Genomic DNA, 25,779 nt, shown 5'->3' on the forward strand with positions numbered 1-25,779 from the left:
GAGTAGTGGATGATGGAGTTTACACAAAGTGAATTTTTAGTTGAGACTGAAGTTCCCCAAGACGAATTGATTATTTCAAGAACAGATTTATCAGGGAGAATTACCTATGCGAATGAAACATTTTGTGAAATAAGCGGATATTCTCAAGATGAAATAATCGGTAAACCTCACAGTATCGTGAGGCATCCTGATATGCCAGAGGCTGCATTTGAAGATTTATGGAATACTATAAAAGCAGGAAAACAATGGAAAGGAATAGTGAAGAACCTCAGAAAAGACAGAGGTTTTTACTGGGTGGAAGCACTTGTTTCCGGTGTCTATAAAAAAGGTGAGCTGGTTGAATACAAATCACTCAGAAGTCCCGTCTCTTATGCAACAAAGTTAAAATATCAAAGATTATATGATAAAATGAGAAGTGAAAAAAACGAAAGAATAAGAAAAATAATTTATACATAAAAAAGGAAAATGAGATGAATGTTTCAAGTATAGTGGTACAGACAGTGCCAAAGTTTTTAGATGAAGTAGTGCAGAGTTTAAAAGAGTGTGAGGTTTGTGATTATCATTTACATGATAAAAAAGGTCGTATAATTATCACTATAGAAGGCGAGGATGTCAGTGAAGAGCTTGGAAAACTCAAAGTGATAGAAGCCATTCCTCATGTGATTGCGGCTGATATGCAGATGGCATATTCAGAAGATGAACTCGATGCAAATATAAAAGTGATTAACGAATCAGATGCTGTGCCAAATCTACTCAAAGATGAAAATATTGAGATTGACAGAGTTGTGTACCATGGAGATTTGAAGAAAAAAGATTCTCAGTTGCAAGAGTTTGCAAAAAGCCTGAGTAATCCTGACGGAGTTGAATAATGGCAGTTATTTTTACAGCTACTATCAAATTGGATGATGCCGGAAAATGGTTTATAGAACTCAAAGATGAAGCAGACGGTCGCAGTGAAATTTGTTTTGATATGGATGAGTTTGAAAAAAATATTGAAAAACTCGGTGATGACTATGGCGGATATATTGATGAAGTGAAGTGGCAAAAAGATGACAATGTGCCTCCTTTTGTTATGGATGAAATAAGAGTCATTATGGCAGAACACCGTGCAAAGATAGAAGAGGAGAGAGGGGAGCCGATTACACCTGTTGCTCAGGAAAATAAGGAGTAAATCTAAAAACTTGATTTATATCAAGAATTACATAAGTTATATAAGTTATAATTTATATGAATTTAAAAAAGGAAGAAAAATGAAAAAATTACTACTTTCAATGGCAGCATTGCCATTAGTAATCGGTGGGTTGAGTGTAAGTGCAAGTGCAGACGGGATTAATATTTTAGACAATATTAAACTAAAAGGTCAAATTCGTCCTCGTTTTGAGAGTGTTGATGACGGGACTACTAATGCAAATGCAAATGCATATACTGTAAGAACAAAATTATCTGTTACTGCTGATTTACTTGGTGTTGATGGCCTTTCTGCAACAGTTGGTATTATCTCTGTGAATAATTTAGGCTCTCATGAGTATAATGCAGGAGATGGCACTGTTTATACAGATGGAAGCGGAAATCCATATGCTACTGTTGTTGATCCACAAAAAGCGATGATAGCAAATGCTGAAGTTAATTATACGATTGAAGATACATTGTTACATGTAGGACGTAATCAAATAAATCTTGATAATCAACGTTTTATAGGGACAGTTGGTTGGAGACAATTAGAGCGTTCATATGACTCTGTATTTGTTGCAAACAATTCTATTAAAAATCTTTCTCTTTTAGCTGCATGGGTATATGGGATACAAGGAGTTGGTAGTAAGCCATTACCATACCAAGGTCCATTTAGTGAAAATACTTATGATACAAATACAGTTATTTTACATGCTGCATATACAGTAATGCCAGAACTGAAAGTAACTGCCTATGATTATATGATTGCAGGAGCACATGATACCTATGGTATAGCTTTGACAGGAAAAGTAAAAACTGATATGGCAAAATTAAGCTACCGTGCTGAATATGCTCTGCAGAAAGATTCTACGATGGAAATCCATAACAGTAACGGTAAAGCAGATGCTTCTTACTATAATTTAGACTTAGGTGCAAATGTAAACGGTATTTTAGCCGGTGTTAATTATGAGTTCTTAAGTGGTACTACCGGAACAGACGGAAAAACAAACTTTAACCCTATGTTGGGAACAAATCATAAATTTAACGGTTGGGCAGATGTATTTTATGTAGGAAACAGTGGACCACTTGGTGGTTTGAAAGATTTTAATGTACGTTTAGGCTATACCGCAAAAGGTCTCGGCAAATTGCTTGCAGTCTATCATACATTTACAGCGGATAAAACGATGGGTGGGCTCGATGACTTAGGTTCTGAGTTTGATGCAGTATATACAAATAAAATTCCTGGCGTAAATAACTTAACAGGTCTTTTAAAGTATGCCGATTATTCAAAAGGTACAGTTACAGGGTACACAAACGATATTCAAAAAATCTGGGTTGGTTTAGACTATAAATTTGCTACAAAATAAAAAGTAAATTTCATAAAGAGAGGTAAAGTGCAAACACTTTACTTTTCTAAGACAAGAGTTTCTACAAATTTCATATTGACTCCAAGCTTAGAACAGGGTTTTAGTCTTTTAAGACATAAAGCCCGCACTAAAGTACGGGTTCCGAAAAAGTTGAGTAGATTTTTCGGAACCTAGACTTTAGTCTAGGCTGATTTTCTTAAAAGCTAATATATTATTTGCATCACACATTAAATCGAAAGTGCATAATATCACCGTCTTGCACAATATACTCTTTTCTCTCTAATCTCATTTTTCCGGCTTCTTCCTGACTTTCGCGATAAGAAAATCCAAAAACAAAAAGCTCGTAAAATAGGGCATTAAAGGCACTAAAAAATGTAAAATGTGTGCCTCAATAAAAGATTGATATAATTTTTGAATGAGATTACGCGTCAGAAAAAAGAAAAATGCAAGTGGCAGTATTAGTATCCATATAGTAGATAGGATCAATCGTGGATACAAAGTTGTAGAGAGTCTTGGGGAAGCAGCAAAGACAGGGCTGAGATAGAGGAGCTCTACAATCAAGCACTTCGCAGAATTGATGAATTAGAGAATAATCTTTTGCATGCTTCAAAAATAGATGATGAACAAAAAAAGCTTGAAAAGTTATTTTCCCAAATAACGACGCAAGATATTACTTCATATGGCGATGAACTTATATTTGGAAGATTATTTGATACAATAGGTTGTAATGAGATTTTTGAAAAGAATAGCTCAAAAGATATTCGTAACAGACAAGAAAAAAGTACCCTTTTTCGTGCTTTGGTTCTTTCAAGAATCATCTATCCCGGTAGCAAATTAGAATTACTGCACTATCTTGAATATTTTAAACAACAAGAAATAAGCAAAGATAAGATCTATCGCTTCTTAGATACCCTTTATACTACGGATATAAAGAATAAAATAGAAACTTGCATCTTCAAACACACCAAAAAGATAATGAATAACACCATTACTGTAACTTTTTACGATGTAACGACATTACACTTCGAGAGCGAAAGTGAAGATGACCTGCGCCGCATAGGTTTTTCCAAAGAGGGAAAACTCAACCGTCCCCAAATACAGCTTCGTCTCTTTACAACATTGCAAGGTTATCCTCTTAGCTTTGAAGTATATGAAGGTAACAAATTTGAAGGACATACCCTTGTTGATATACTACAAAAGTTTCAAACAAGATTCAGCCTCTCCGGCAAACCAATAGTTGTAGCCGATAAAGGGATGTTAAACAGTGCAAATATTGCTTATTTGGAGAAAAACAACTACAAGTATATCCTTGCCTATAAAATTAAAAATATTGATAAAGAACTCAAAGAAAAAATTGCAAACTTACCATTTATTGATGACGGTACTATCCATACAATAGATATAACAAAAGAAATAGTTTACAAAGATGACAATGGTAAAAATAAAAAGCTAGAAATCCGACAAAGACTTATATTAACCTACTCTTCCAAAAGAGCAAAAAAAGATAAACGCACAAGGGAAAAAGCACTTGAAAAAATAAACATGCCCTTGATAAAAAAAACATTACCAAATCAGATTTAAAGCTTTCTTATTATGCAAAATATCTTGATATAGATGATAAATGTAGTATCAAATACAGACTCAATCCAAATAAAGTAATACAGGATGAAAAACTTGACGGCATTAAAGGATTTGCTACAAATGATTTTACTTTAAAAGCTGATGATGTTATAGCTCACTATCAAAATCAGTATGCAGTTGAGAGAGCATTTAGAATTTCAAAAACTGATTTAAGAATTAGGCCTATTTATCATAGGTTAGAAAACAGAATAAAAGCACATGTGCTTATAAGCTTTGTAGCGTATGCTGTTTTTATGGAGTTTGAAAGAAGACTCAAGCTCAAGGGGATTAAATTTAAATTTTCTCTGAAGCTTTTACGCAAGATTATTGAGCATTTCTTGGTGGTAAAGATTGGAGATAAAACAATCCCTATCAAACCATCAAAAATTCAGCAACAAATTCTCAAAATATTTGATTGATGATTTGTGTGCCTTATCGCGAAAGTCAGGAGAGGTAAAGTGCAAACACTTTACTTTTCTAAGACAAGAGTTTCTACAAATTTCATATTGACTCCAAGCTTAGAACAGGGTTTTAGTCTTTTAAGACATAAAGCCCGCACTAAAGTACGGGTTCCGAAAAAGTTGAGTAGATTTTTCGGAACCTAGACTTTAGTCTAGGCTGATTTTCTTAAAAGCTAATATATTATTTGCATCACACATTAAATCGAAAGTGCATAATATCACCATCTTGAACAATATACTCTTTTCCCTCTAATCTCATTTTTCCGGCTTCTTTTGCTTTTGCTTCACCACCACACGCAATAAAATCTTCATAAGCAATCACTTCGGCACGGATAAAGCCTTTTTCGAAATCGTTATGAATGGCTGCTGCTGCTTTTGGGGCAGTTGAGTTTTTACGAATCGTCCAAGAACGCACCTCTTTTACACCGGCAGTGAAGTAGCTCATAAGACCGAGTTTATCAAAACCTTTGTGTATAATCTGTTCAAGTCCGGATTCTTCAACACCTAAATCTGTTAAAAACTCCTGCGCTTCATCATCTTCAAGCCCGATGAGTTCTTCTTCGACTTTTGCACAAAGTTTGATAAGTTCACAATTGTTTTTTTCTGCATGCTCGCGTAATGCTTTTACATACTCATTGTCTTCCAAAAGACCGTCTTCGTCCGTATTTGCACCGTACATAATCTCTTTGTCGGTTAAAAAACGCACTTCACGGTTGAGTTGGCGATACTCATCAGAGTCTGCTTTTTCAAAGTTGCGTGCTAAATTTCCTTCGCCTAAAAACTCCAAAAGCTCTTGGGCCATTTCTAAAACAGTTTTTGCACTTTTATCGGCTTTTGCCTGTTTTTTAAGTCTCTCGATTCGATTTGCAAGCACTTCAATATCAGCCAAAATCAATTCACCTTCGATGATTTCTACGTCACGCAAAGGATCAATGCTTCCTTCATTGTGCACAATATTTTCATCTTCAAAACATCTGACAATCTGTAAAATCACTTCTGTCTCACGTATGTTTGAAAGAAATTTGTTTCCAAGACCTTCGCCTTTGCTTGCACCTTTTACAAGACCTGCGATGTCAACAAAATCAATAGTAGAATATTGAATTCTCTCAGGATTGACTATTTTTGCAAGTTCATGCAGTCTTTTGTCCGGAACAGGCACAACAGCCTTGTTTGGCTCTATGGTACAAAATGGGTAGTTGGCTGCCTCCGCGTTTTGTGCCTTTGTTAATGCATTAAAAGTTGTTGATTTACCGACGTTTGGAAGTCCGACTAAGCCTATTGCTAATCCCATGATAACCCTTTAGAAATATTTTTTGAAATTATATCTAAGTAAAGTTAAAATTAAGAGTGGTACAATAGGCTAAAAGTTAAAGGATGAATAAATGAGTGTACTTTTAGAATTTTCAATGTTTCCGACATCTGATAACTGTCGAGATGGCAGTTCCGTATCCAAACAGGTGGCTAAGATAGTAGATGCTATAGATAAAAGCGGCGTAGCATACCAACTCACTCCGATGGGAACAGTTGTAGAAACAAATACAATGCGTGAGGCTTTAGACATTATTGAACTTGCGTATGAGCAGGTAAGCGGTTGTGACAGAGTCTATTCTTCATTGAAATTTGATATACGTAAAAACACGAAAAACAGACTGACTTCAAAGATTAAGTCCATAGAAACACAACTCAAGAGAGAAGTCCAAAAATAATGGACTTCCGGCTTTAGCCTAACGTTTCTCTGACAAGTTTCACAGCTTCAACCATATTTTTTAAACTTGCTTTAGCCTAACGTTTCTCTGACAAGTTTCACAGCTTCAACCATATTTTTTAAACTTGGCTTTACTTCTTCCCATTTACGTGTTTTAAGTCCACAGTCAGGATTTATCCATAACTGCTCTTTTGGAAGTACCTCCAAGAGTGAATGAATCTGTGTGACAATCTCTTCTACAGATGGAATTCTCGGTGAATGAATATCATAAACACCTGGACCAACTTCTTGTTTATAGCCGACTTTTGCAAAAATTTTCAACAATTCATTTCCGCTTCTCGCCGTTTCTATCGAGATAACATCCGCATCCATAGCTTCTATAGTCGCAATAATGTCATTAAATTCACTGTAGCACATATGTGTATGAATCTGTGTCTCTTGTTTTGCACAACTTACTGAGAGCTTAAAATCTCTTACTGCCCAATCTTCATACTCTTGCACTTTTGCTTTTCGCAAAGGATAGCCCTCTTTAAATGCTGCTTCATCAACTTGGATGATTTTGATGCCGGCTTTTTGCAAATCATCCACTTCATCACAAATTCCAAGTGCAATTTGCTTGCTGACTTCACTGCGCTCCATATCATCACGCACAAATGACCAGTTTAAAATCGTAACAGGACCTGTGAGCATACCTTTCATTATTTTGTCTGTTTTGCTTTGCGCATAGGTGATCCAGTCTACTGTCATTGGTTTTGGACGAGAAATGTCACCGTAAATGAAAGGCGGCTTTACACATCGGCTGCCATAACTCTGTACCCAGCCGTTTTGGGAAAAGCCATAACCCTGAAGCTGTTCTCCGAAGTATTCAACCATATCATTGCGCTCTGGTTCCCCATGGACTAAAATTTCGAGTCCACACTCTTCTTGAAAAGATACACAGTCATCTATGTATTTTTTCATCTCATTTTTATAGCTTTTTTCATCCAGGTTACCATTTTTATATTCCCGTCTGGCATGTCTTATCTCTGGTGTTTGGGGAAATGAACCGATAGTTGTTGTTGCCAGTGGCAGGTATTGCAGTTTTGCTTTTTGCAGTTGTATCCTTTGTTCATATTTTCCCTCACGTTCATACTGACTGATGCCGGAAACTCTTGCCTGTACCTCTTCATCATGAATTAGTTTTGAAGTTTTTCTTGAAATATTTGCTTTTTTGTTTGCTTCTAAGCGTTCGAGATCATTTACATGTAAAGCCTCTTTTGAATGAAAAAAGATTTTACTGATAAGCGAAATTTCATCTAACTTTTCAACGCCGTAACTAAGCCAGTTTTTTATCTCAGGATCCATCTTTTCTTCATATTTTAAGCTAAAAGGTACATGTAACAAAGAGCATGAAGAAGAAACCAAGATATTATTTTTGTTTACATGTAAAGCAATATTGTTGAGAATATTAATACTCTTTTCAATATCGTTTTTCCAAATGTTTCTTCCATCAACCACACCTGCTATAAGTGTTTTGTCGGACTTGGCAATGAGCTTGAGTGAGTCAAAGTTTTCTTGACCATATAAAAAATCAAGTCCAAGAGCCCATATCGGAGTATGCAAAAGAATTTTTGTTGCTTCGCATGAGTGTTCAAAATATGTTACAACTGCAATTTTTATATTTTTAGAAACATTGGCAAGTTTGTCATAGGTCGGTTTTATAAGGCTCAGCACTGTTGTCTCAAGGTCTTTTACAAATATAGGTTCATCAATTTGTAAAGTAACACTCTCATCAAGTTTGGCTATTTCTTGAAGAAGATCTTCATATACAGCCAAAACTTTAGAATACAGTTCATAAGTATCACCACCGTCCACTCTTTTACAAAGCCCTAAAAATGTCAATGGTCCTATGATGTTAATCTTACATGTAAGCCCCTGTTCTTTTGCCTCTTTATATTCTGATATGATTTTATCGGCATTTAATTTGTACTCATCTTCAAGTGATAATTCAGGAACGATGTAGTGATAGTTTGTATTAAACCATTTTGTCATCTCCATCGCTACGGCATCTTTGTTGCCTCTTGTCATTGCAAAATAGCGTTCTTCCCCCTGCAGATGTGCAAAGCGCTTTGGCACAGCATTTAGTGTGACTGCCATATCAAGCATGTTGTCATAAAAAGAAAAATCATTTGTGCTGATATATTCTATACCTGCATCTTTTTGATAGTTCCAGTGTCTTTGCTTCAATGTTTTTGCTACTTTTTCAACTTCACTAAAGCTGCTTTTTTTGGCCCAATATTTCTCAAGGGCAAATTTCAGTTCTCTTTGTTCTCCAATTCTTGGAAATCCTACTACATATGTATTTTTTGACATTACAATATCCTTTGATTTGAGTCATTTCTGACTAAAATTTTATTTTTATAAATTTTTTTTGATTAACTGTTTAGGATATTGAAAAAGGAGGGTGGATACCACTGCGGCGAAATGCAAAACATACTGTATAGTATGGGCATCTCGGAATATAGTGGTTGAGTAAAACCATCAATTTTGATTTAATGGTAAAGAAGAGATGACAATGACACGGTTTTGAACTGTTAAACAGTGCGAGTGCAGTTGCAAGAAACAGTTCTTTTAATGACATCTTCTCTCCTTTGCAAATATAATTGTGCAATTATAGCATAATTATTTGATGCTTTTTAGAAACTCACTCATAAAACGAACACCTGCACCGGTTCCGCCATATACATTGACATCCCAGGGACTTTCAGTATAAGCGCTTCCGGCTATGTCAAAGTGCAGCCATTTGTCTTTGTTTTCTTCTTTGATAAAGTTGTCTAAAAAAAGTCCGGCTGTAATCGCTCCACCGTAAGGCTTGTTTGAAATATTACAGATATCGGCTATTTCACTTTTGAGCTGTTTTTTCAAATACTTGTTAAACGGCAGGGAAGCTGTTAATTCTCCGGCTCTGCTCGAAGCTTTGGAAATGTCATGTCTGAGTCTGTTGGAATGTCCCATAACGCCGGTTGTATATTGTCCAAGTGCTACCATGCAGGCACCCGTAAGTGTTGCAAAATCAAACAAATAGTCCGCTTTTACTTTTTCCTGGGCATAATCAAGGACATCCGCAAGGACCAGGCGACCTTCTGCGTCGGTATTTCTTACTTCTATCGTATCGCCTTTGCGAGAAGTCAAAACATCATCAGGTTTGTAGGCATTTCCGCCTATCATGTTCTCAACTGCACCGACAAAAGCGTGTACTTCAATATCGAGTTTTAATTCACTGACTGCTTTTATAATACCCAGCACTGCACAGGCTCCGGCTTTGTCCATTTTCATAGTGACCATAGAAGTTGCGGGTTTAAGGCTGAGTCCGCCACTGTCATAGGTCAGACCCTTTCCAACAAGAGATATGGTTTTCTTTGGATTTTTCGGTTTGTATGCCAGATGAATGAGCTTTGTATCATGACATGAAGCGCGGCCGACTGCAAGCATTGCCTCACATTTTTCTTTTTTAAGCTCTTTATGCCCCAAAACGGTACACTCAAGAGCATTTTCCCGTGCCAGTTTTTTCGCCAGTTTTGCAAAAGAGGGTGGATTCAAATCATCAGGAGCAATATTTACAATATCACGTGTATAGCATGTTGCATCAGCTATAATGACAGCTTCTTCAAAAGCATCTTTTAATTCGGCTACATCTTTACATGTAAGGTAGATGTTTTTAAACTTCTGCTTCTCATTTTTTGTTTTATATTTGTTAAATTCATATCCGCCAAGGATTAAACCTTCCACGAGAGCTTTGATATTGTTTTTTTCTACTGTAAAACTCGCAGATTTATAGTTTGATATTTTTAAAGATTTTATTGCTGTGCCTGCCGCACTGCGAATATTATCAGCACTGCTATCTTCAATGCCGCACACAAGTATGTTCTTTTCATACAAAGCACACAGAGTGTCTTGTTTGGCTTTGAAACCTGACTTGTTAAGCAGTTTATAGTATTTGTGTGTGCCCAGATTCTGAGGCATGACAAATTCTACACTCACATTGTTTTTTGCATTATATGCTTTTTCGGTAATTAATTTTATATTCATAGTGTTCCTTTTTTCATAAATTTAATCAAAATGCAAAATGTCTTTTGCCTGAATCATGTCTTTGTCACCGCGGCCTGAGAGGTTGACGATGATGAGTTTGTCTTTTATATCAGGCATCTTTTTTAAATAAGCGACTGCATGGGAACTTTCAAATGCCGGAATGATTCCCTCTTTTTGCGAAAGCCATACAAAAGCATCCAAAGCCTCCTGATCGGTTATATTGTCATAAATAACTGATTTGTTGTCTTTGTGAAAAGCATGTTCGGGTCCGATTCCGGGGTAATCTAGTCCTGCACTTATAGAATGCGCTTCAAGAACCTGTCCGTCTTCATCCTGGAGCAGATAGCTCATCTGACCATGCAAAATACCGGGACGCCCTTTTTCCAAAGAACAGCCGTGTTTGTTCGTATCTAAGCCAAGTCCACCGGCTTCAATACCGATACACTGCACCTCTTTATCATCTAAAAAGTGTTGAAACATACCGATAGCATTACTGCCTCCGCCTATACAGGCAAGCACATAATCCGGCAGTCTGTTCTCTTTTTGTAAAATTTGCGCTCTTGCCTCCCAGCCGATAATTGCCTGAAAGTCGCGTACCATCATAGGGTAGGGGTGTGGACCGGCGACTGTTCCTATGATGTAAAAGGTATCTCTTGCATTGGTGACCCAGTGACGGATGGCATCGTTCATTGCATCTTTAAGTGTTCTGCTGCCACTCTCAACAGCATTGACCTTTGCACCAAGAAGTTTCATGCGAAAAACATTCAGTTCCTGACGCTCTACATCTTTTGCACCCATAAATATTTCACATTCCAAATCAAGCAGTGCTGCGATGGTTGCTGTTGCCACACCATGCTGCCCCGCACCAGTCTCTGCAATGACTTTTTTATAACCTAAGCGTTTTGCCATCAAACCCTGTGCAATAACATTGTTTACTTTATGCGCACCGGTATGATTTAAGTCTTCACGCTTGAGGTAAACCTTTGCACCGATTTCTTTGGAAATATTTTCGGCATAAAACAAAGGACTCGGACGGCCGACATAATCTTTTAGATAGTAGTCGACCTCTTTCCAGAACTCTTCATCAAAGCGAATAGCTTCATATTCAACTTTGAGTTGCAGAAGTGCCGGCATAAGTGTTTCAGGAACATAGCGACCACCGAAAATTCCAAAATGTCCGTTTTCGTCAGGATCATATTTTGAAGGGCTGGGAATATACATCATTAATTAACCTCTATCACTGAATATACATCAGTTTTTTCTTGTAGTTTTTTTATACCGTCAAGGAAGGTAAGGCCTATAATAAAACAACATTCGATACATGCAGCACCTGTCTGGTTGACAAGTGTGGCAGCCGCATTTGCTGTACCGCCTGTAGCTATTAAATCATCTATTACGAGGACTCTTGCACCGATTTGTTTGCCAAAAGCATCTATATGAACTTCGATTTCATCTACTCCGTATTCAAGTGCGTATTTTTCGCTGATGGTTGTGTAGGGAAGTTTCCCTTTTTTGCGAATAGGTACAAATCCAATCCCGAGCATTTGTGCCAAAGCCGCTCCGAATATAAAACCTCTGGCATCAATACCGGCAATATATTCAAGATTATACTCTTTATATCTTTGGTAAAGATGATTCATCAAAACACCATATGCCTCTTTGTTGTTGAGTAAAGTAGTGATATCTTTGAAGACAATACCCGGTTTTGGAAAATCTTGTATATCTCTGATTGAGTCTTCCAAGATTTTTTTTTCAGTTTTACTTAGTGTTATCATTTTCATCCTTATAAAAGTGCGTCAATACGACTTTCCAGTGCTTTAATCTTTGCATTGAGCCTGTCTACTTCCTGTCTGTGTTTTGCATTTCTTTGTTTTAAAACCTTTAATTCATTTCTGAGTTTTGTCAGTTCTTCGCTTAATATATCGACATTTCCAAGAGCACGCTGGAGTTGAATCTGGTACTTTCGAATTAAAATTTCTGCCTCCTGAAGCGTTAATTTCATTAAGTCATTGCTTCTTTGTTCTTTATTTGTAATGCTTTTGAAATAAAACATTTTTACAAATAAATATATAGAGACAATAGAGAGTATTGTTAAAAGTGACCATTCTCCAAACATAGCTTTTCCTTGAATGTATTTGTTAGAGTGTTTCTATTTTTGCGACTCTGGCAATGTGACGGCCACCTTCAAAGCTTCCTGCTATCCATGCATCAATGATGGATTCTGCAACACCTTTTCCGACAATTCTCTCACCAAAGCATAAGATATTTGCATCATTGTGTCCGCGTGCCACAGTTGCGGTATAGGCATCATGGCACAGTGCAGCACGAATACCGTGGTGTCTGTTGGCTGCCATGCTCATACCGATTCCGCTCCCGCAGATTAAAATACCTTGGGAGTTTTCATCTTCTAAGACTGCAGTAGCAACTTTATGTGCATAATCAGGATAATCAACTCTGTCTGTTGTGTATGGACCGAAGTCATGTACTTCATGTCCTTTTGATTGTAAAAGCTCTACTGTCCAGTTCTTCAGTTCTAAACCTGCATGGTCGGTACCTATATAAAATTTCATCTTTTCTCCTCTAAGATAGTAACAAATGTATAATTGCCTGCACCGGCATAAAAAGTACATATTGATTTAAGGGGGTCATTAAAATAATGAGTACAATAATAATCCCGTATCTGTCATATTTGTAATAAAACTCTGCAATAGAATTTATTTTATATTTTAACGCAAGATGCATTAAAAAATGCCCACCGTCAAACTGGGGAATCGGAAGCAGGTTAAATACGCCTAAAACGATGTTGATGATAAGCAGTTGGTATATAAATATATAGAAAAATATATAAAACAGGGAGTCAGCAGTTGTCGGTGTACTCATAGCAGTCAGAGTAATTGCTGCAACTGCACCCATAGTAAAATTATAGACAATACCTGCTAAATCCACCTGCATGGCGGCATTATATCCACCTCTGCTTATGACTGTAAAGGTATTGATTGGAACAGGTTTTGCCCAGCCAAAGAGTATTCCCCCGTCTGAGCCCAACAGCATCGGTAAAAAGTACATAGTAGCAGGCACTATGATAGTTCCGACCAAATCTATATGCGAAATTGGGTTTATTGTTAAACGTCCTGCATTTTTGGCTGTCATGTCACCGTACATGTAAGCAACCCAGCCATGCATAATTTCGTGTCCGATAATTGCAACAGCAAGTGCTAAAACGGCAGCTGCTATTTTTAATAAATCAAGTGAGTCCATAATATTCTTTGTCTTCTTCTTCTCTTTCTTGTATTGCTTTTTTTAAGTGCTCCGGTTTTTCCAAGTCGGCAGGTGTTTTTCCTATTCTGTCCCATCGAATTTTATAATCTTTGTCAATTGAAAAATAGATAAACCAAGGTGTTCCTTCAATATTTTCATAAGGAACACTTCCCCAAAAACGGCTGTCATTGGAGTGGTCACGATTGTCACCCATCATAAAATAATGGTTTTTTTCGACTTTGAGCGGATTTACATAAAAAATCTGTATCGGAAAACGCCCGTTATTTACGATTTTCGGATCATGATGAATACCGGGATGTTTTTTCATATAAGGATTTTTTACCCACAGTTTTCCGTCAAAAATTGCTATTTCATAATCTTTATAATTCTTTTTAATCCATTCGTCACCTTCTTTAAAATGAAGAAACAGGTTTTTGTCAGCAACAAACAATTCGTCTCCCGGAAGAGCAACACAGCGTTTTACAAAATGCTGTTTAATGTTTCCAGGGTATCTGAAAATGACGATATCACCGTGCTTTGGGGTGTCTCCATCGACAATTTTCAGCTCTTTGCTCCATGGAATGATGGGAATTTCCAAAAACGGAATGTAGGGCATAGGAATACCGTAGGCAAATTTTTTGGCAAAAAGATGGTCTCCGATCAAAAGGGAGTCTTTCATACTGCCGCTTGGAATACGAAAAGCCTGGGCAACAAAAAAGATAGTAAAAAGGACAATGACAACAGTCCCTGTCCAGGAATTTGACCATTTATATGCTTTATGTAAGATTTTTTTCATCGAATCAATCTTTTTGCTGTGCATTGAGTTTTGCGGCTTTGAGTGTATTGCTCAAAAGCATTGCGATAGTCATCGGTCCGACACCACCGGGAACAGGAGTAATATAGGAACATTTCTGACTGACATTTTCAAAATCCACATCACCGACAAGTTTGCCATTGGCGGCTCTGTTAATTCCAATGTCTATTATGATAGCGCCTTCTTTGACCATATCTTCTTTGATGAGATTAATAACACCGACACCGACAAGAATAATATCTGCATTTAATGTATGTTTTTTTAAGTCATCAGTAAAGATGTGACACACCTCAACAGTGGCATCTGCGTTGAGCAAAAGAGCAGCCATAGGTTTTCCGACAATATTCGAAGCACCGACAACACAACAGTTCTTTCCTTTTACATCAATGTTGTACTCTTTTAAAAGCTCCATGACACCCAGTGGTGTGCAGGGTACAAAACCGTCCAGGTTTGTGACAAGGCGTCCTACATTGTAGGGATGAAAACCGTCAACATCTTTTGCAGGATCAACAAGTTCAAGAATCTTTGTTGTATCAATTTGCGGAGGCAGAGGAAGCTGCACCAGTATTCCGTCAATATTTGGGTTTTGATTCATCATTTTGATGGTATTTTCTATCGCATCTTGAGAAATGTCTTCGGGCATTTCATGGCTGACTGAGTAAAAACCGACCCTGTCACAGGCTTTTTTCTTCATGCTGACATATGCCTGGCTCGCAGGATCCTGTCCTACAAGTATTACGGCAAGTCCTGGAGTTCTGTCTGTTTGTGCTTTTAACTTGGCAACTTCATCTGCCACATTGTTTTCAATTTTTTTTGCAAGTGCTTTCCCATCAAGAATCTGCATTTAAACCTCTTAAATAAATTTTTTGATATTATACCCTTTTAAAATAATATTAGGCTAATGATGAAACATATCTTTTTTTTAATGATTCCCCTGTTTGTATACGCTTCAAGTACTTTTATAACACCGATGGAATATGCTTCACAACTTTATAAAAACCCAAGAGGCATAGGCTGTCAAAATTGTCACGGAGAGAACGGGGAGGGGAAAGTCATAGCTGACTATGTGCATAAAAAAAAGAAAAAAAGTTTTGTCGGTCCAAGAATTAACAACATTGAATTCAATAGCTTTTATAGAGTTCTGAACCAAAGGAAAAGAGGTATGCCGAGATATTTCTTAACGACAGAAGAAATTCAGGCCCTGTATCTGTATCTGCACAAAAACGATAAAAAGAAAAAAGATGTTAAGTAAAATTAAAGAAGCGTACGAAAACAGAGACCTGGCTGCACTTGATGCTTTGGCTGTGCCAACATTTCGCCACATCAACAAAAAAAACAGTTTTAAATCAGTACTGATGCTCTCTTGTCATAATATTAAACATCTTTCTAAAATACAAAGCCTTGATGCAGAGTGCATTATGTTGAATCTGGAAGATGGTGTCAGCAAAGAGGATAAACCTTTTGCTCTCGCTTTGGCAGCTGTTTTTCTCTCTCAACTTAAAAAGAGTGACAAGAAACTGGTTGTTCGTGTGAATGCTTTGGATGAGGGTGGCTATGATGAGATTACCTATCTGAATCAGTTTATGCCCGATGCAATTCGTGTGCCAAAAATTAAAAACAAAGAAGAAGTGAAAAATGTACTGGCTCTTTTGCATGAGGAAATAGACTTGCATCTTTCTATAGAAACAGCCCAGGCATGGCATAATCTTTCTACTTTGAAAGTAAATAAAAGAGTAGGGGTGTTTTATCTTGGGATTTTAGACTTGTTTGCCGATATGGGGCTTCCACAGAGTTTGATTAATCTGCAAAATCCGACTATGAAATATATGCTTGCACATTTTTTAGTTACAGCCAAGGCTATGAAAGTAAAACCTGTCTCCTTTGTGTTTCAGGAATTTGAAGATTTAAAAACTTTTGAACAATGGTTGCTGCTTGAAAAAGAGATTGGATATGATGCAAAAGCCTGTATCTCACCGGGGCAGGTGAAACTTGTACGTAAAATATTTGTAGATACAGCAGAAGAGCTAAAAAGGGCAAAAATCATTGTGAAACTTTTTGAGATGCATCGTGATGAGGGTATTACCGGTTTTGTAGATGAAGAGTATGGGTTTATTGACGAGCCGATATATAAAGGTGCTCTGAAACTGTTGGCCGCACAAAAAGACTAGTATCCTGCCAGATTATAAAAGACATTGTATCGTATCAGCGTTGTCTCTTTTGGTCTGGGGTATCTGCTGTAGGCATACTCTATAGTCTCTTTCGTTGTATCATCAAGAATATAGTACCCACTCTTGGAAATAAAGCGAAAACCTGTCATATCTCCGTTTGGATGCAGGTAGAATTCTATTACATTGCTTCTGTTTACATGTAAACCCCGTGGGATATTGACTCTTGCAACACGATTAAGGACCTGTTGGGTAATTCTGCGCATAATCTCCTGGTTATCTAAAATATACTGCTGTTGTCCGGGTGTAAGTTTGCCAAATTCATCCCCGTAGAGTTTTTTAATATTTTGAGAAATATTACTGTTGTTGTGTGTGGCTTTTTTCTTGACACTTTTTGTTTCCTGGGCAGATTTATCTTCATAAAGCCAAGAGAGTTTTTTTGGCTTTTCCTCTGGCTTTTTTATTTTTTTTGGTTGGGCTTTTTTTTCTAAAGGAATATAGGATTTTTTTGTCGGAAGGGGTTTGACCTTTGGCTGTTTCACTGTTTTTTTGATGATTTTTTTAGTTTTTTTCGGCTTGTTTAATTTTGGTTTTCTGGGTGTTTTCTTTGGTTCATATTTTACAGTTTTTTGTTTTACTATTTTTTTAAGCTGGGAACCTTTTGGCATTGGCGGAACAATAGCTGCAGGTTTTGGCTTTTGTTTTGTTATTCCTGATTTTTTATGCTTCTTTGGCATCTCTTTGAGAGATATTTTAATTCTTTTTTCTTTAGGAACTGCTTTTTTTTCGGTATCCGGTGTAAGAGTCCACAGTATCCATAAAAGCAAAAACAGAAGCAGATGTATCAGTAAAGCAACAAAAAAGGCAAAAGAAGATCTGTTCAAAAAAAATCCATTTATTATATTTGTGAGATTATATCAAATCAATATTAACAGTGTTGCTGTCGTTTAGCAATACTTAGATATAATTATAAAAAAATAGAGATACAAGGTTGCAAATGAATACAGAGGCATCACAAAAAGCATTTGAAGAGGCACAGCGTTTAATCCCGGGTGGGGTTGATTCACCGGTAAGAGCATTTAAGAGTGTGGGGACAACACCCCTGTTTATCACTGAGGGTAAAGGCGCCTACCTTAAAGATGTAGACGGGAATGAGTATATTGATTATGTCCAAAGTTGGGGACCTTTACTTTTTGGACATTGTGATGAAGCTATAGAAGCTGCTGTTATTGATGCGGTAAAACATGGTTTGAGTTTTGGCGCACCGACATTGGCAGAGACAGAACTTGCAAAGCTTGTTGTCGGCTTTTTTGACTCCATTGACAAAGTACGTTTTGTAAGCAGTGGAACAGAAGCTGTGATGAGTGCTATCCGCCTTGCACGCGGCTTTACAGGACGTGATGATATTGTGAAGTTTACAGGATGCTATCACGGACACAGTGATGCTCTTTTGGTCGAAGCGGGAAGCGGTGCGGCGACTTTTGGAAATCCCTCAAGCCCCGGTGTTCCGGCTGACTTTACAAAACATACGCTTTTGGCCCAATATAACAATATAGAGAGTGTCAAAAAATGTTTTGCGGACTCCGACAATATTGCCTGTGTGATTATAGAACCAATTGCAGGCAATATGGGACTTGTCCCGGCTGACAAAGAGTTTTTGCATGCACTCAGAAAGCTTTGTGACGAACACGGTACCCTGCTTTTGTTTGATGAAGTGATGAGCGGATTTCGCGCAAGTGTTCACGGTGCCGAGTCGATAACAGGGGTAAAACCTGACATCGTAACACTCGGAAAGGTGATAGGCGGGGGTATGCCGGTCGGTGCCTTTGGTGCACGCGCAGAGATAATGGCAATGCTCTCACCTGAAGGTCCTGTATATCAGGCAGGAACTCTCAGCGGCAATCCTGTGGCAATGGCAGCAGGGTATACTGCTCTGATGAAACTCAAAAACAATGCAAGAGTGATTGATGTTTTAAATGAAAGAGCCACAAGACTGGTAGAAGGGATACAAAGTGCCGCTGCAAAGTACAATATACCTATGCAGATAGCTACAAGAGGTTCAATGTTCGGTTTTTTCTTTAATGACAAACCTGTAAAAAACTTTAGTGATGCAGCAAAGAGTGATGCAGAACTTTTTGCAAAGTTTCATACTGGCATGCTTGAGCGTGGACACTACTTTGCCTGTTCTTTGTATGAAACAGGGTTTATTTCCACGGCAATTACAGATGAAATGATAGAAAAGACTGTAGAGGCGAGTGATGCAGTCTTTAAGGAAATTACAAATGTCTGATGACACGCAAGATAAGGTGAAGAGCGAAGCTAGAGAGACGGGGCAGCGCAAACCAAGAATAAAACCTATTGTAGAGGCGGCAGACAGTCTCTCTTTGGGTATATCCATGGTTGTGGCAGTACTGTTGGGTGTCGGTATTGGCTGGCTGTTAAAAAGATGGACAGATATCGAGTGGCTTTTTTGGGTAGGTGTTTTCATTGGAGTTGCAGCAGCAATATTAAATATCTATAAAGCATACTCAAAACAATACAAAGAGTTTGAAAAACTGGCAAAAGAAGACAGGTATGCGATAAAAAAACAACTTGAAGATGATGAGGATGAGGATTACGGTGAAAAAAACTATTAGTATTTTTTTTGTGGTACAGATTCTAATTTTTATCACATATTTTTATTCTCAAAAAATATTTCTCAATATCGAAATTGCATTCTTGAGTGCTTTTTTAATTATACTCGGTTCCTCTTTTTCTTACAGAAAAATGGTGCAGAATAAGGTTGATACTAAAGAATATGAAGAAGGTCGGGATCTGCTTGACACAATAGATGATCCGCATGGACTTTACGAAGAGGAGAGTATAAATAATACTCCGGCAGAAGAACTTGATTTAAAACAGATTGTCAAAGAAGAAAAAGCAAAAATAAAGACTTTAAGTCTAAAAAATACAAAACACGGCTTCAGAGGAAGTGTTTCCATCGTGCGAATTATACCCTATATACTGCTTATATTGGGATTTATAGCTTTGAAGAACAATGAAGTGCTGGAGCTGGCATACTACATTCCCTCTCTTTTGATCGGAATTATAACCGGTGCTTTGGTCTCTAAAGAAGTTTTAGCTTAAGGGCAAAGGTTAATGTGTTATGATTGGAAGATGTATGGATATTGATTTTTTAGTAATTTCTACATAAAAATCATATTTATCAGCGAGCATTTTGATGTCTGGCAACATTTCTTTGTCAATATTGTCCGCTATAACTGAGATGGAAAAAAGACCATATTTTTTATCATGAAACTTGATATATTCTCCAACAATATAGGAAATTTTTGTTTCAATGACTCTGCTTTTTTGGGATGCTCTGTATATAAAATTTAACAATTTGATTAAATTGTTGGCATTGACAACAACATCAGGAATAGTCGGGTCATAGTTTTTAATAAAATTTATTTCCGAACTGATGGAATTTGAAGCAATACACAAATCTGTAATTGTAAATATATTTGTGAGTTCACCGTCAGGTTTTTTTGTATTTATTTTATAGGTTGGTGCCTGGTAGAGTTTGATACCTATACACTCTTCGTCTTCATAGCCGACCGTAATGGCAAAAAATTTATATCTGCCGTATTCCAGTTCCAAAAAGGTTGTTTTGAAGCCAAAAGTTATGTTGGCATAGGTTTGGGCAAGATTGAAAAGTTCACTGGGCTGGACAGAACCCAGTAGAAACTGAGCTTCTGTATTGAGAGAAATTATTTTTCCATTAGAACGAAATAAAATAAATGGATTATAATCGTTTTCTATCCATTTTTGTTCCAATGTCATATTCATCATTATTCTTCAATATAGTTTTTTAGTTTTCGTCCAACTTTAGGATGTTTGAGTTTTTTGATGGCGCTTGATTCAATTTGACGAACACGCTCACGGGTTACACTGAGTTCTTTTCCAATCTCTTCGAGTGTTCTGTCACTCTCATCATCCATGATTCCGAAACGGAGTTTGATAACGGCTTTTTCTCTTTCGTTTAATTGTTCAAGAACCTGTTCAATCTGAATTCTCAAATCATCTTTGAGTATTGCATCAGAAGGAGAAAGAGATGTTTTGTCTTCTATAAAGTCTCCAAAACGACCGTCGTCTTCGCTGCCGATAGGAGCTTCAAGAGAGATAGGTTCTTTGGTGATTTTGATGACATTTTTGACTTTTTCAACCGACAGACCGACTTCCTGTGCGATTGTATCAACATCCGGCTCTTTTCCGTTTTCCTGCAGGTGTTTACGCATAATTTTATTGATACGGTTGATCGTTTCAATCATATGAATAGGAATACGGATTGTTCTGGCCTGGTCGGCAATAGCACGCGAAATAGCCTGGCGAATCCACCATGTTGCGTAGGTTGAAAACTTGTATCCTTTTTGATATTCAAATTTGTCAACTGCTTTCATAAGACCGATATTTCCTTCCTGGATAAGGTCAAGGAAAGGCAAACCGCGGTTGGTATAGCGCTTGGCAATGGAAACTACAAGGCGCAGGTTTGATTTTGCCATTTTTGTTTTGGAAATTTCCGAGATATTTTTACCGCGTTTGATCTGCTCTAAAATATCAGCAAGTTTTTCCGGTTCCATATCAAAGCTGTTTTTGGAAGCCTCTTTTGTCTGTACCAGCTTTTTAATTTCCATATAGGTTGAAACCATTGTCGCTTCAGGAACCATATTAGCAATATCTTCTTTCGTCAGATCCTGAATCTTTTCCACTAAAATTTTATGATTTGCTTTTAATGTGGCATTAAAAAGAGGGAGTTTATACTCTAGGCGTTTGAGTTCTTTATCATACCCTTCATCACTTTTGAGTGTTGTTTCCATCGCTTTTACCAATTCATTTATAAGTTTTGAAGTAGGTCCGAGGTCAAGAAGTTTTTCTTTGAGTACAGATTTTTTGTATGTTACAGTCAAGTAGTAGTGTACAATTTCTTCAGTAAGCTCTCCGTCAAGATTTTGGGGTGCTTTTTCTGTGGCTTTTACCCAGTCTTTTTTTGCTTTTTCCAAAGCTTTGAAACTTGTAGATACTTTTTCAACTCTGCTTTTGTCTTTGACAGAGAGTGTTTTTTCTGTCGAGTCATCCTCTGTATCATCATCTCCGTCATCTTTTTCATCTTCAAAACTTTTAAAGAGTTCTTTGACGCGTCTTTCCCGATTGATAAGAGGTTCTTTGTAGTCCAGAATGAAATCTATCAAATAGGGAACAGAACATATGGCATCTATAATGATGCTTTCTCCGGCTTCTATTTTTTTAGAAATTTCAATCTCTTCTTCTTTTGTCAGAAGTGGAATTTGTCCCATTTCACGAAGATACATACGAACAGGAGAATCTGAGCGGGACCATTCAAGAAGTTCATGCTCTTTTAAAATATCAAATTTGTCTGTTTCATTGTCTTCGAGCATTTTTCGCTGGGCGCTTCTGCGTGCCTCTGCTTCTTGATCATTTAATTTTTTAGCATGTTCGCTGGATGTATAAATGCATTTTTTGTGTTTTTGGAGAAGTTTATAAATATTTTTTGCCTGAGCAGCTGTAGGCTGTTTGTCAAAAAATTCGATTAAAGATTCATAAGTGACACAATCTTTGGACTTGTGCTCTTCAAAAAAGGTCTCTAAAGCTTTGTTGAGTTCTTTTGCTGTCATATGGGAGGGTGCTCCAATTGAGTTAAGGTTTTTAAAAGGTGGATTATACCGAAATATTCTTAACAGATGCTTTTTTCTGAATAAAATTTTGTTGGAACGGACATTGCTTATTACATGTAAACTAATACAGGGGCAATAAATGCAAACAGGCTATTACAGTTCTGCTGCCGGGATGGTAACGCAGTTTAACAGACTTGATACCATTGCAAATAATTTGGCAAATGTGAATACAAACGGTTTTAAAGAAGATCAGCTTATTGTCGGTGATTTTATGCGGCTGTATAAAGAGGCCAGAGATGAGCTTCCAAACAGTGACAATTCCAAAGAGAGTGCAGCTTTTTTAAACAGAACAATGACACGGGCACCACAGATAGTAGACTCTTATACCGATTATTCTGTTGGAAATATGCAAAAAAGTTCAAACTCTTTGGATTTTGCACTTTCTCGAGAGGGATTGTTTTTTGCAGTAAAAACACCCGAGGGCATACGCCTTACCCGTGATGGTGCTTTTACTCTGAATGATGAGGGAAAGCTCGTTACCAAACAGGGGTATGAGGTACTTCCAAGTGATTATCAAAAGTCAAAAGAGGGAATCAGTTTTGCGACAATGGACAGTGTTATAGAAGTAGATAAAAACGGACAGATTTTTACCAATGTTCCAAACAATCTCTCTCTGGTGGAAAATAAAAAATTATTCATTGCCCAGCCTGAAAATATCAAAGATCTTATCAAAGAGGGTGACAACCTTTATAAACTTCCAGATACAGACTCTTTAACAAATATTGAACAAAGTGGTGCAGTCAGACAGGGTTTTGTGGAAAAAAGCAATGTAAATGCAGTAAAAATGATGACACAGCTTATAGAAACAAACAGACTCGTAGGAATGTATCAAAAGGTAATGGATGCGCAAATGAATGATATGAACAGAGACGCAATAGAAAAACTTGCGAAAAAAGCTTAAAATAAAGGAATAATACTACTATGATGCAATCACTTTATACTGCCTCAACAGGAATGTTGGGGATGCAGACACAAATTGATACGACGGCCAATAATATTGCCAATGTGAACACTATAGGATTTAAGAAATCCCGTGCAGAATTTGCTGACTTAATGTATCATGTGATGGAATATGCAGGAACTTCAACCAGTGATACAACCAAAAGTCCTACCGGAATTGAGGTTGGTTTAGGTGTCCGTCCTACGGCAATAAATAAAATATTCTCCGAAGGATCTTTAAAGCAGACAGATAATAATCTGGATTTGGCTATTACGGGCAGAGGCTTTTTTAAAATGGAACTGCCTGACGGAACACAGGTTTATTCTAAAAACGGCTCTTTCAAAATAGATCAAAACGGAACAATTGTTAACAGTGACGGATACACATTGGTACCACAGATTGTTATTCCGCCTGATGCGACAAATATTAATATCGGTACCGACGGAACAGTGACAGTAATTCAGCCTGGACAGACACAGGCAACACAGATAGGACAGATTCAAACAACAAATTTTATAAATCCGGCCGGTTTGCATGCCATGGGTGATAACCTTTATCTTGAAACAGACAGTTCGGGACAACCGGTTGAAGGGATTCCCGGTGTTGATGGACTCGGGACACTGAGACAGGGGTTTGTGGAACTCAGTAATGTTGAACTGGTAGTTGAACTGACAGATTTGATTACCGGGCAACGTGCCTATGATGCAAACTCAAAAATCATTACCACCAGTGATGAAATGCTTCAAACTACAAACAATCTTAAACGATAACAGATCTGTGTAGCTGCATTGATATTTGTTAATATTAATGCAGTTCTTTTGTAAAATTATTTTTTAATTAACTTCATATAACATTTTAGATATAATCGCAAAATTATAATTAGTTAACAATAGGATTTTAGATGCAAAAAGCAAACATAAATGGAAAAGTTTGGAAATTTGGAAAAGATATAGATACCGATTTGATTATTGCTGCAAGATATTTAAATACTTCAGTACCCGAAGAACTCGCAAAACATGTAATGGAAGATGCTGATCCTGAGTTTATCAATAAAATGTCTCCCGGAGATGTTATCGTCGCAGACGAAAATTTTGGATGCGGAAGCTCTCGTGAACATGCACCGATTGCCTTAAAAGCCGCCGGTGTTGCTGCCATCATTGCACCTACATTTGCCAGAATCTTTTACAGAAATGCATTTAATATGGGACTGCCTATATTTGAACTCAAAGAAGCAGATGAGATTCAAGAGGGTGATGCAATCAGTATTGATATGAATGCAGGCACAATCACAAACCAAAGTACAGATAAAACATATAAATTTACTCCGATCCCTGCCTTTATGCAGGAGTTGATAGACGCAGGTGGTTTAATGAACTTTGCAAAAAATGAAGTAGAAGGAAAAAAATAGATGAAATCATACAAAATAGCACTGATAAAAGGTGATGGAATTGGTCCTGAAATTATTGACGAGGCTGTAAAAGTTTTGGATGCAGTTGCATCATACAGTGGATTTATTCTAAAATATGAAGATTTGTTAATGGGCGGATGCGCGTATGATATTACAGGTGATCCGCTTCCTCAAGAGACAATTTCTGGAGCATTGAATTCTGATGCTGTTCTTTTTGGTGCTATCGGCGGTGAAAAGTGGGATAATCTTCCTCGCGAAAAACGCCCAGAAAGTGGTCTGCTCCGTTTTAGAAAAGAGCTTGGTGTATATGCCAATTTGCGTCCGGCAGTTGTATATGATGAACTTATCAATGCTTCTTCATTAAAGCCGGAAGTCGTCCGCGGTGTTGACTTAATGGTGGTTCGCGAACTTATCGGCGGTATCTATTTTGGTGAGCCAAAAGGACGCGATGCAACCAAAGGCTGGAACACTATGGTCTATACACGTGATGAAATCGTGCGTATTGCCCATCAGGCATTTAAAATTGCAATGACTCGCTCCAAGCGTGTATGTTCCATCGACAAAGCAAATGTTTTGGATGTGTCTCAACTGTGGAGAGAAACCGTTGAAGAAGTAGCAAAAGAATATCCTGATGTAGAACTTTCTCATATGTATGTGGATAATGCCGCTATGCAGCTTATCCGTGATCCAAAACAGTTTGATGTTATGCTTACAGGAAATATTTTTGGTGACATATTAAGTGATGAGGCAAGTATGCTCTCGGGTTCTATCGGACTGCTGCCATCTGCTTCCATCGGTGCTAAAATCGGTGTATATGAACCTATTCACGGTTCAGCACCTGATATTGCAGGACAGGGGATTGCAAATCCTATTGCAACTATCTCTTCTGCATCCATGATGCTTAGATATGCACTCAATGAAGAAGAGGCTGCCAACAAGATTGACAATGCCATCAAAAAAACATTAAGCGAAGGCTACAGAACAGGTGACTTGGCTCAGTTTGATGCAAAAGAAGTCTGCTCAACAAGTGAAATGGGCTCAATTATTGCAAACTACATAGAAAAGTAGGCT

The 25,779-nt window shown here is 37.4% G+C and carries 29 protein-coding genes and 2 pseudogenes; 16 read left to right on the forward strand and 15 right to left on the reverse strand.

Going from position 1 to position 25,779, the window contains the following annotated elements; all coding sequences use genetic code 11:
- The first annotated feature begins 12 nt into the window (after positions 1 to 12).
- From FJR45_RS05880 to FJR45_RS05895, 4 genes are all read left to right on the forward strand, one after another.
- Positions 13 to 456 carry a PAS domain-containing protein gene (locus FJR45_RS05880; protein WP_193151905.1) on the forward strand — a complete coding sequence of 148 codons (444 nt, stop codon included), beginning with the start codon at positions 13 to 15 and terminating at the stop codon, positions 454 to 456.
- 14 nt (positions 457 to 470) lie between these two features.
- A complete protein-coding gene (locus FJR45_RS05885; RefSeq protein WP_193151786.1) occupies positions 471 to 869 on the forward strand; it encodes a chaperone NapD in 399 nt (132 codons plus the stop codon).
- A complete protein-coding gene (locus FJR45_RS05890; RefSeq protein WP_193151787.1) occupies positions 869 to 1,171 on the forward strand; it encodes a hypothetical protein in 303 nt (100 codons plus the stop codon). The genes FJR45_RS05885 and FJR45_RS05890 overlap by 1 nt, the downstream gene beginning before the upstream one ends.
- 79 nt (positions 1,172 to 1,250) lie before the next feature.
- A complete protein-coding gene (locus tag FJR45_RS05895; protein WP_193151788.1) occupies positions 1,251 to 2,537 on the forward strand; it encodes an alginate export family protein in 1,287 nt (428 codons plus the stop codon).
- Between the two features lie 220 nt (positions 2,538 to 2,757).
- Here the strand turns inward: FJR45_RS05895 and FJR45_RS05900 are convergent.
- A pseudogene (locus FJR45_RS05900) lies at positions 2,758 to 2,844 on the reverse strand (DUF933 domain-containing protein); the annotation flags it as partial.
- Positions 2,845 to 2,952: 108 nt separating this feature from the next.
- Here FJR45_RS05900 and FJR45_RS12550 point away from each other — a divergent pair.
- The gene (locus FJR45_RS12550) at positions 2,953 to 3,081 is read left to right on the forward strand and encodes a hypothetical protein (RefSeq protein WP_264299331.1); all 129 of its coding nucleotides are present in this window, start codon (positions 2,953 to 2,955) and stop codon (positions 3,079 to 3,081) included.
- Positions 3,082 to 3,110: 29 nt separating this feature from the next.
- Positions 3,111 to 4,576: pseudogene (locus FJR45_RS05905) on the forward strand (IS1634 family transposase).
- A 232-nt stretch (positions 4,577 to 4,808) separates the two neighbouring features.
- Here FJR45_RS05905 and ychF read toward each other — a convergent pair.
- Positions 4,809 to 5,909: a redox-regulated ATPase YchF gene (gene ychF / locus FJR45_RS05915; protein WP_193151790.1), complete on the reverse strand. Its 1,101-nt coding sequence runs from the start codon at positions 5,907 to 5,909 to the stop codon at positions 4,809 to 4,811.
- Between the two features lie 91 nt (positions 5,910 to 6,000).
- On the opposite strand from ychF, the gene FJR45_RS05920 reads away from it, so the two are divergent.
- Positions 6,001 to 6,324, forward strand: coding sequence for an MTH1187 family thiamine-binding protein (locus tag FJR45_RS05920; protein WP_193151791.1), 324 nt, complete (start codon positions 6,001 to 6,003; stop codon positions 6,322 to 6,324).
- Positions 6,325 to 6,395: 71 nt separating this feature from the next.
- Here the strand turns inward: FJR45_RS05920 and metE are convergent, their stop codons facing one another.
- The 10 genes from metE to folD all read right to left on the reverse strand — a co-directional run bounded on the left by metE (position 6,396) and on the right by folD (position 15,307).
- Positions 6,396 to 8,675, reverse strand: a complete 2,280-nt coding sequence (gene metE, locus FJR45_RS05925; RefSeq protein ID WP_193151792.1) for a 5-methyltetrahydropteroyltriglutamate--homocysteine S-methyltransferase — start codon at positions 8,673 to 8,675, stop codon at positions 6,396 to 6,398.
- A gap of 70 nt (positions 8,676 to 8,745) precedes the next feature.
- Entirely contained in the window at positions 8,746 to 8,943 is a 198-nt protein-coding gene (locus FJR45_RS05930; protein WP_193151793.1) for a hypothetical protein, read from the reverse strand.
- A gap of 41 nt (positions 8,944 to 8,984) precedes the next feature.
- The gene (locus tag FJR45_RS05935) at positions 8,985 to 10,391 is read right to left on the reverse strand and encodes a leucyl aminopeptidase (RefSeq protein WP_193151794.1); all 1,407 of its coding nucleotides are present in this window, start codon (positions 10,389 to 10,391) and stop codon (positions 8,985 to 8,987) included.
- Between the two features lie 21 nt (positions 10,392 to 10,412).
- Entirely contained in the window at positions 10,413 to 11,612 is a 1,200-nt protein-coding gene (gene trpB, locus FJR45_RS05940; RefSeq protein ID WP_193151907.1) for a tryptophan synthase subunit beta, read from the reverse strand.
- Positions 11,613 to 11,614: 2 nt separating this feature from the next.
- Positions 11,615 to 12,166 carry an adenine phosphoribosyltransferase gene (locus FJR45_RS05945; RefSeq protein WP_430739310.1) on the reverse strand — a complete coding sequence of 184 codons (552 nt, stop codon included), beginning with the start codon at positions 12,164 to 12,166 and terminating at the stop codon, positions 11,615 to 11,617.
- Between the two features lie 8 nt (positions 12,167 to 12,174).
- Positions 12,175 to 12,507 (reverse strand): hypothetical protein, encoded by a 333-nt coding sequence (locus FJR45_RS05950; RefSeq protein ID WP_151900383.1) that lies wholly within the window; start codon positions 12,505 to 12,507, stop codon positions 12,175 to 12,177.
- A 22-nt stretch (positions 12,508 to 12,529) separates the two neighbouring features.
- Positions 12,530 to 12,961: a ribose 5-phosphate isomerase B gene (gene rpiB, locus FJR45_RS05955; protein WP_193151795.1), complete on the reverse strand. Its 432-nt coding sequence runs from the start codon at positions 12,959 to 12,961 to the stop codon at positions 12,530 to 12,532.
- Between the two features lie 10 nt (positions 12,962 to 12,971).
- Positions 12,972 to 13,649 carry a site-2 protease family protein gene (locus FJR45_RS05960; protein WP_193151796.1) on the reverse strand — a complete coding sequence of 226 codons (678 nt, stop codon included), beginning with the start codon at positions 13,647 to 13,649 and terminating at the stop codon, positions 12,972 to 12,974.
- Entirely contained in the window at positions 13,636 to 14,445 is an 810-nt protein-coding gene (gene lepB / locus FJR45_RS05965; protein WP_193151797.1) for a signal peptidase I, read from the reverse strand. Before lepB ends, FJR45_RS05960 begins: the two co-directional genes overlap by 14 nt.
- Before the next feature lie 4 nt (positions 14,446 to 14,449).
- The gene (folD, locus tag FJR45_RS05970; protein ID WP_193151798.1) at positions 14,450 to 15,307 is read right to left on the reverse strand and encodes a bifunctional methylenetetrahydrofolate dehydrogenase/methenyltetrahydrofolate cyclohydrolase FolD; all 858 of its coding nucleotides are present in this window, start codon (positions 15,305 to 15,307) and stop codon (positions 14,450 to 14,452) included.
- 60 nt (positions 15,308 to 15,367) lie between these two features.
- Between folD and FJR45_RS05975 the strand changes: the two genes are divergently transcribed.
- Together FJR45_RS05975 and FJR45_RS05980 are read left to right on the forward strand one after the other, a co-directional pair.
- The gene (locus FJR45_RS05975; protein WP_193151799.1) at positions 15,368 to 15,715 is read left to right on the forward strand and encodes a c-type cytochrome; all 348 of its coding nucleotides are present in this window, start codon (positions 15,368 to 15,370) and stop codon (positions 15,713 to 15,715) included.
- The gene (locus FJR45_RS05980) at positions 15,705 to 16,631 is read left to right on the forward strand and encodes an HpcH/HpaI aldolase/citrate lyase family protein (RefSeq protein ID WP_193151800.1); all 927 of its coding nucleotides are present in this window, start codon (positions 15,705 to 15,707) and stop codon (positions 16,629 to 16,631) included. Before FJR45_RS05975 ends, FJR45_RS05980 begins: the two co-directional genes overlap by 11 nt.
- Here FJR45_RS05980 and FJR45_RS05985 read toward each other — a convergent pair.
- A complete protein-coding gene (locus tag FJR45_RS05985; protein ID WP_193151801.1) occupies positions 16,628 to 17,512 on the reverse strand; it encodes an energy transducer TonB in 885 nt (294 codons plus the stop codon). The genes FJR45_RS05980 and FJR45_RS05985 overlap by 4 nt on opposite strands.
- Before the next feature lie 113 nt (positions 17,513 to 17,625).
- Between FJR45_RS05985 and hemL the strand changes: the two genes are divergently transcribed.
- The 3 genes from hemL (at position 17,626) to FJR45_RS06000 (ending at position 19,754) form a co-directional block, all read left to right on the forward strand.
- On the forward strand, positions 17,626 to 18,918 hold the full coding sequence (gene hemL, locus FJR45_RS05990) for a glutamate-1-semialdehyde 2,1-aminomutase (protein WP_193151802.1): 1,293 nt from the start codon (positions 17,626 to 17,628) through the stop codon (positions 18,916 to 18,918).
- Positions 18,911 to 19,264, forward strand: a complete 354-nt coding sequence (locus tag FJR45_RS05995) for an AtpZ/AtpI family protein (RefSeq protein WP_193151803.1) — start codon at positions 18,911 to 18,913, stop codon at positions 19,262 to 19,264. Before hemL ends, FJR45_RS05995 begins: the two co-directional genes overlap by 8 nt.
- 82 nt (positions 19,265 to 19,346) lie before the next feature.
- On the forward strand, positions 19,347 to 19,754 hold the full coding sequence (locus FJR45_RS06000) for a hypothetical protein (RefSeq protein ID WP_226966495.1): 408 nt from the start codon (positions 19,347 to 19,349) through the stop codon (positions 19,752 to 19,754).
- A gap of 9 nt (positions 19,755 to 19,763) precedes the next feature.
- Here the strand turns inward: FJR45_RS06000 and FJR45_RS06005 are convergent, their stop codons facing one another.
- Both FJR45_RS06005 and rpoD read right to left on the reverse strand, forming a co-directional pair.
- Positions 19,764 to 20,450, reverse strand: a complete 687-nt coding sequence (locus tag FJR45_RS06005; RefSeq protein ID WP_226069332.1) for a nitrogen regulation protein NR(II) — start codon at positions 20,448 to 20,450, stop codon at positions 19,764 to 19,766.
- 8 nt (positions 20,451 to 20,458) lie between these two features.
- Entirely contained in the window at positions 20,459 to 22,300 is a 1,842-nt protein-coding gene (rpoD, locus tag FJR45_RS06010; RefSeq protein ID WP_193151806.1) for an RNA polymerase sigma factor RpoD, read from the reverse strand.
- Positions 22,301 to 22,439: 139 nt separating this feature from the next.
- Between rpoD and FJR45_RS06015 the strand changes: the two genes are divergently transcribed.
- The 4 genes from FJR45_RS06015 (at position 22,440) to leuB (ending at position 25,776) form a co-directional block, all read left to right on the forward strand.
- Positions 22,440 to 23,261, forward strand: coding sequence for a flagellar hook-basal body protein (locus FJR45_RS06015; protein WP_193151807.1), 822 nt, complete (start codon positions 22,440 to 22,442; stop codon positions 23,259 to 23,261).
- Positions 23,262 to 23,281: 20 nt separating this feature from the next.
- Positions 23,282 to 24,070: a flagellar basal-body rod protein FlgG gene (flgG, locus tag FJR45_RS06020; RefSeq protein ID WP_193151808.1), complete on the forward strand. Its 789-nt coding sequence runs from the start codon at positions 23,282 to 23,284 to the stop codon at positions 24,068 to 24,070.
- A gap of 131 nt (positions 24,071 to 24,201) precedes the next feature.
- Positions 24,202 to 24,708 carry a 3-isopropylmalate dehydratase small subunit gene (locus FJR45_RS06025; RefSeq protein WP_193151809.1) on the forward strand — a complete coding sequence of 169 codons (507 nt, stop codon included), beginning with the start codon at positions 24,202 to 24,204 and terminating at the stop codon, positions 24,706 to 24,708.
- The gene (gene leuB, locus FJR45_RS06030) at positions 24,709 to 25,776 is read left to right on the forward strand and encodes a 3-isopropylmalate dehydrogenase (protein WP_193151810.1); all 1,068 of its coding nucleotides are present in this window, start codon (positions 24,709 to 24,711) and stop codon (positions 25,774 to 25,776) included.
- Positions 25,777 to 25,779 lie beyond the last annotated feature (3 nt).

It is taken from the genome of Sulfurimonas sediminis (assembly GCF_014905115.1).
Classification (GTDB): domain Bacteria; phylum Campylobacterota; class Campylobacteria; order Campylobacterales; family Sulfurimonadaceae; genus Sulfurimonas; species Sulfurimonas sediminis.

Coding starts and splice junctions, on each gene's coding strand:
- rpoD (WP_193151806.1), bottom strand. CDS start 22,300: ATGACAGCAAAAGAACTCAACAAAGCTTTAGAGACCTTTTTTGAAGAG.
- FJR45_RS05890 (WP_193151787.1), top strand. CDS start 869: ATGGCAGTTATTTTTACAGCTACTATCAAATTGGATGATGCCGGAAAA.
- FJR45_RS05935 (WP_193151794.1), bottom strand. CDS start 10,391: ATGAATATAAAATTAATTACCGAAAAAGCATATAATGCAAAAAACAAT.
- FJR45_RS06025 (WP_193151809.1), top strand. CDS start 24,202: ATGCAAAAAGCAAACATAAATGGAAAAGTTTGGAAATTTGGAAAAGAT.
- hemL (WP_193151802.1), top strand. CDS start 17,626: ATGAATACAGAGGCATCACAAAAAGCATTTGAAGAGGCACAGCGTTTA.
- FJR45_RS05920 (WP_193151791.1), top strand. CDS start 6,001: ATGAGTGTACTTTTAGAATTTTCAATGTTTCCGACATCTGATAACTGT.
- trpB (WP_193151907.1), bottom strand. CDS start 11,612: ATGTATATTCCCAGCCCTTCAAAATATGATCCTGACGAAAACGGACAT.
- FJR45_RS05950 (WP_151900383.1), bottom strand. CDS start 12,507: ATGTTTGGAGAATGGTCACTTTTAACAATACTCTCTATTGTCTCTATA.
- FJR45_RS05975 (WP_193151799.1), top strand. CDS start 15,368: ATGAAACATATCTTTTTTTTAATGATTCCCCTGTTTGTATACGCTTCA.
- folD (WP_193151798.1), bottom strand. CDS start 15,307: ATGCAGATTCTTGATGGGAAAGCACTTGCAAAAAAAATTGAAAACAAT.
- FJR45_RS05960 (WP_193151796.1), bottom strand. CDS start 13,649: ATGGACTCACTTGATTTATTAAAAATAGCAGCTGCCGTTTTAGCACTT.
- FJR45_RS05995 (WP_193151803.1), top strand. CDS start 18,911: ATGTCTGATGACACGCAAGATAAGGTGAAGAGCGAAGCTAGAGAGACG.
- rpiB (WP_193151795.1), bottom strand. CDS start 12,961: ATGAAATTTTATATAGGTACCGACCATGCAGGTTTAGAACTGAAGAAC.
- flgG (WP_193151808.1), top strand. CDS start 23,282: ATGATGCAATCACTTTATACTGCCTCAACAGGAATGTTGGGGATGCAG.
- metE (WP_193151792.1), bottom strand. CDS start 8,675: ATGTCAAAAAATACATATGTAGTAGGATTTCCAAGAATTGGAGAACAA.
- FJR45_RS05980 (WP_193151800.1), top strand. CDS start 15,705: ATGTTAAGTAAAATTAAAGAAGCGTACGAAAACAGAGACCTGGCTGCA.
- FJR45_RS06005 (WP_226069332.1), bottom strand. CDS start 20,450: ATGACATTGGAACAAAAATGGATAGAAAACGATTATAATCCATTTATT.
- FJR45_RS05895 (WP_193151788.1), top strand. CDS start 1,251: ATGAAAAAATTACTACTTTCAATGGCAGCATTGCCATTAGTAATCGGT.
- leuB (WP_193151810.1), top strand. CDS start 24,709: ATGAAATCATACAAAATAGCACTGATAAAAGGTGATGGAATTGGTCCT.
- ychF (WP_193151790.1), bottom strand. CDS start 5,909: ATGGGATTAGCAATAGGCTTAGTCGGACTTCCAAACGTCGGTAAATCA.
- lepB (WP_193151797.1), bottom strand. CDS start 14,445: ATGAAAAAAATCTTACATAAAGCATATAAATGGTCAAATTCCTGGACA.
- FJR45_RS05930 (WP_193151793.1), bottom strand. CDS start 8,943: ATGTCATTAAAAGAACTGTTTCTTGCAACTGCACTCGCACTGTTTAAC.
- FJR45_RS05885 (WP_193151786.1), top strand. CDS start 471: ATGAATGTTTCAAGTATAGTGGTACAGACAGTGCCAAAGTTTTTAGAT.
- FJR45_RS05945 (WP_430739310.1), bottom strand. CDS start 12,166: ATGATAACACTAAGTAAAACTGAAAAAAAAATCTTGGAAGACTCAATC.
- FJR45_RS05880 (WP_193151905.1), top strand. CDS start 13: ATGGAGTTTACACAAAGTGAATTTTTAGTTGAGACTGAAGTTCCCCAA.
- FJR45_RS12550 (WP_264299331.1), top strand. CDS start 2,953: ATGAGATTACGCGTCAGAAAAAAGAAAAATGCAAGTGGCAGTATTAGT.
- FJR45_RS06015 (WP_193151807.1), top strand. CDS start 22,440: ATGCAAACAGGCTATTACAGTTCTGCTGCCGGGATGGTAACGCAGTTT.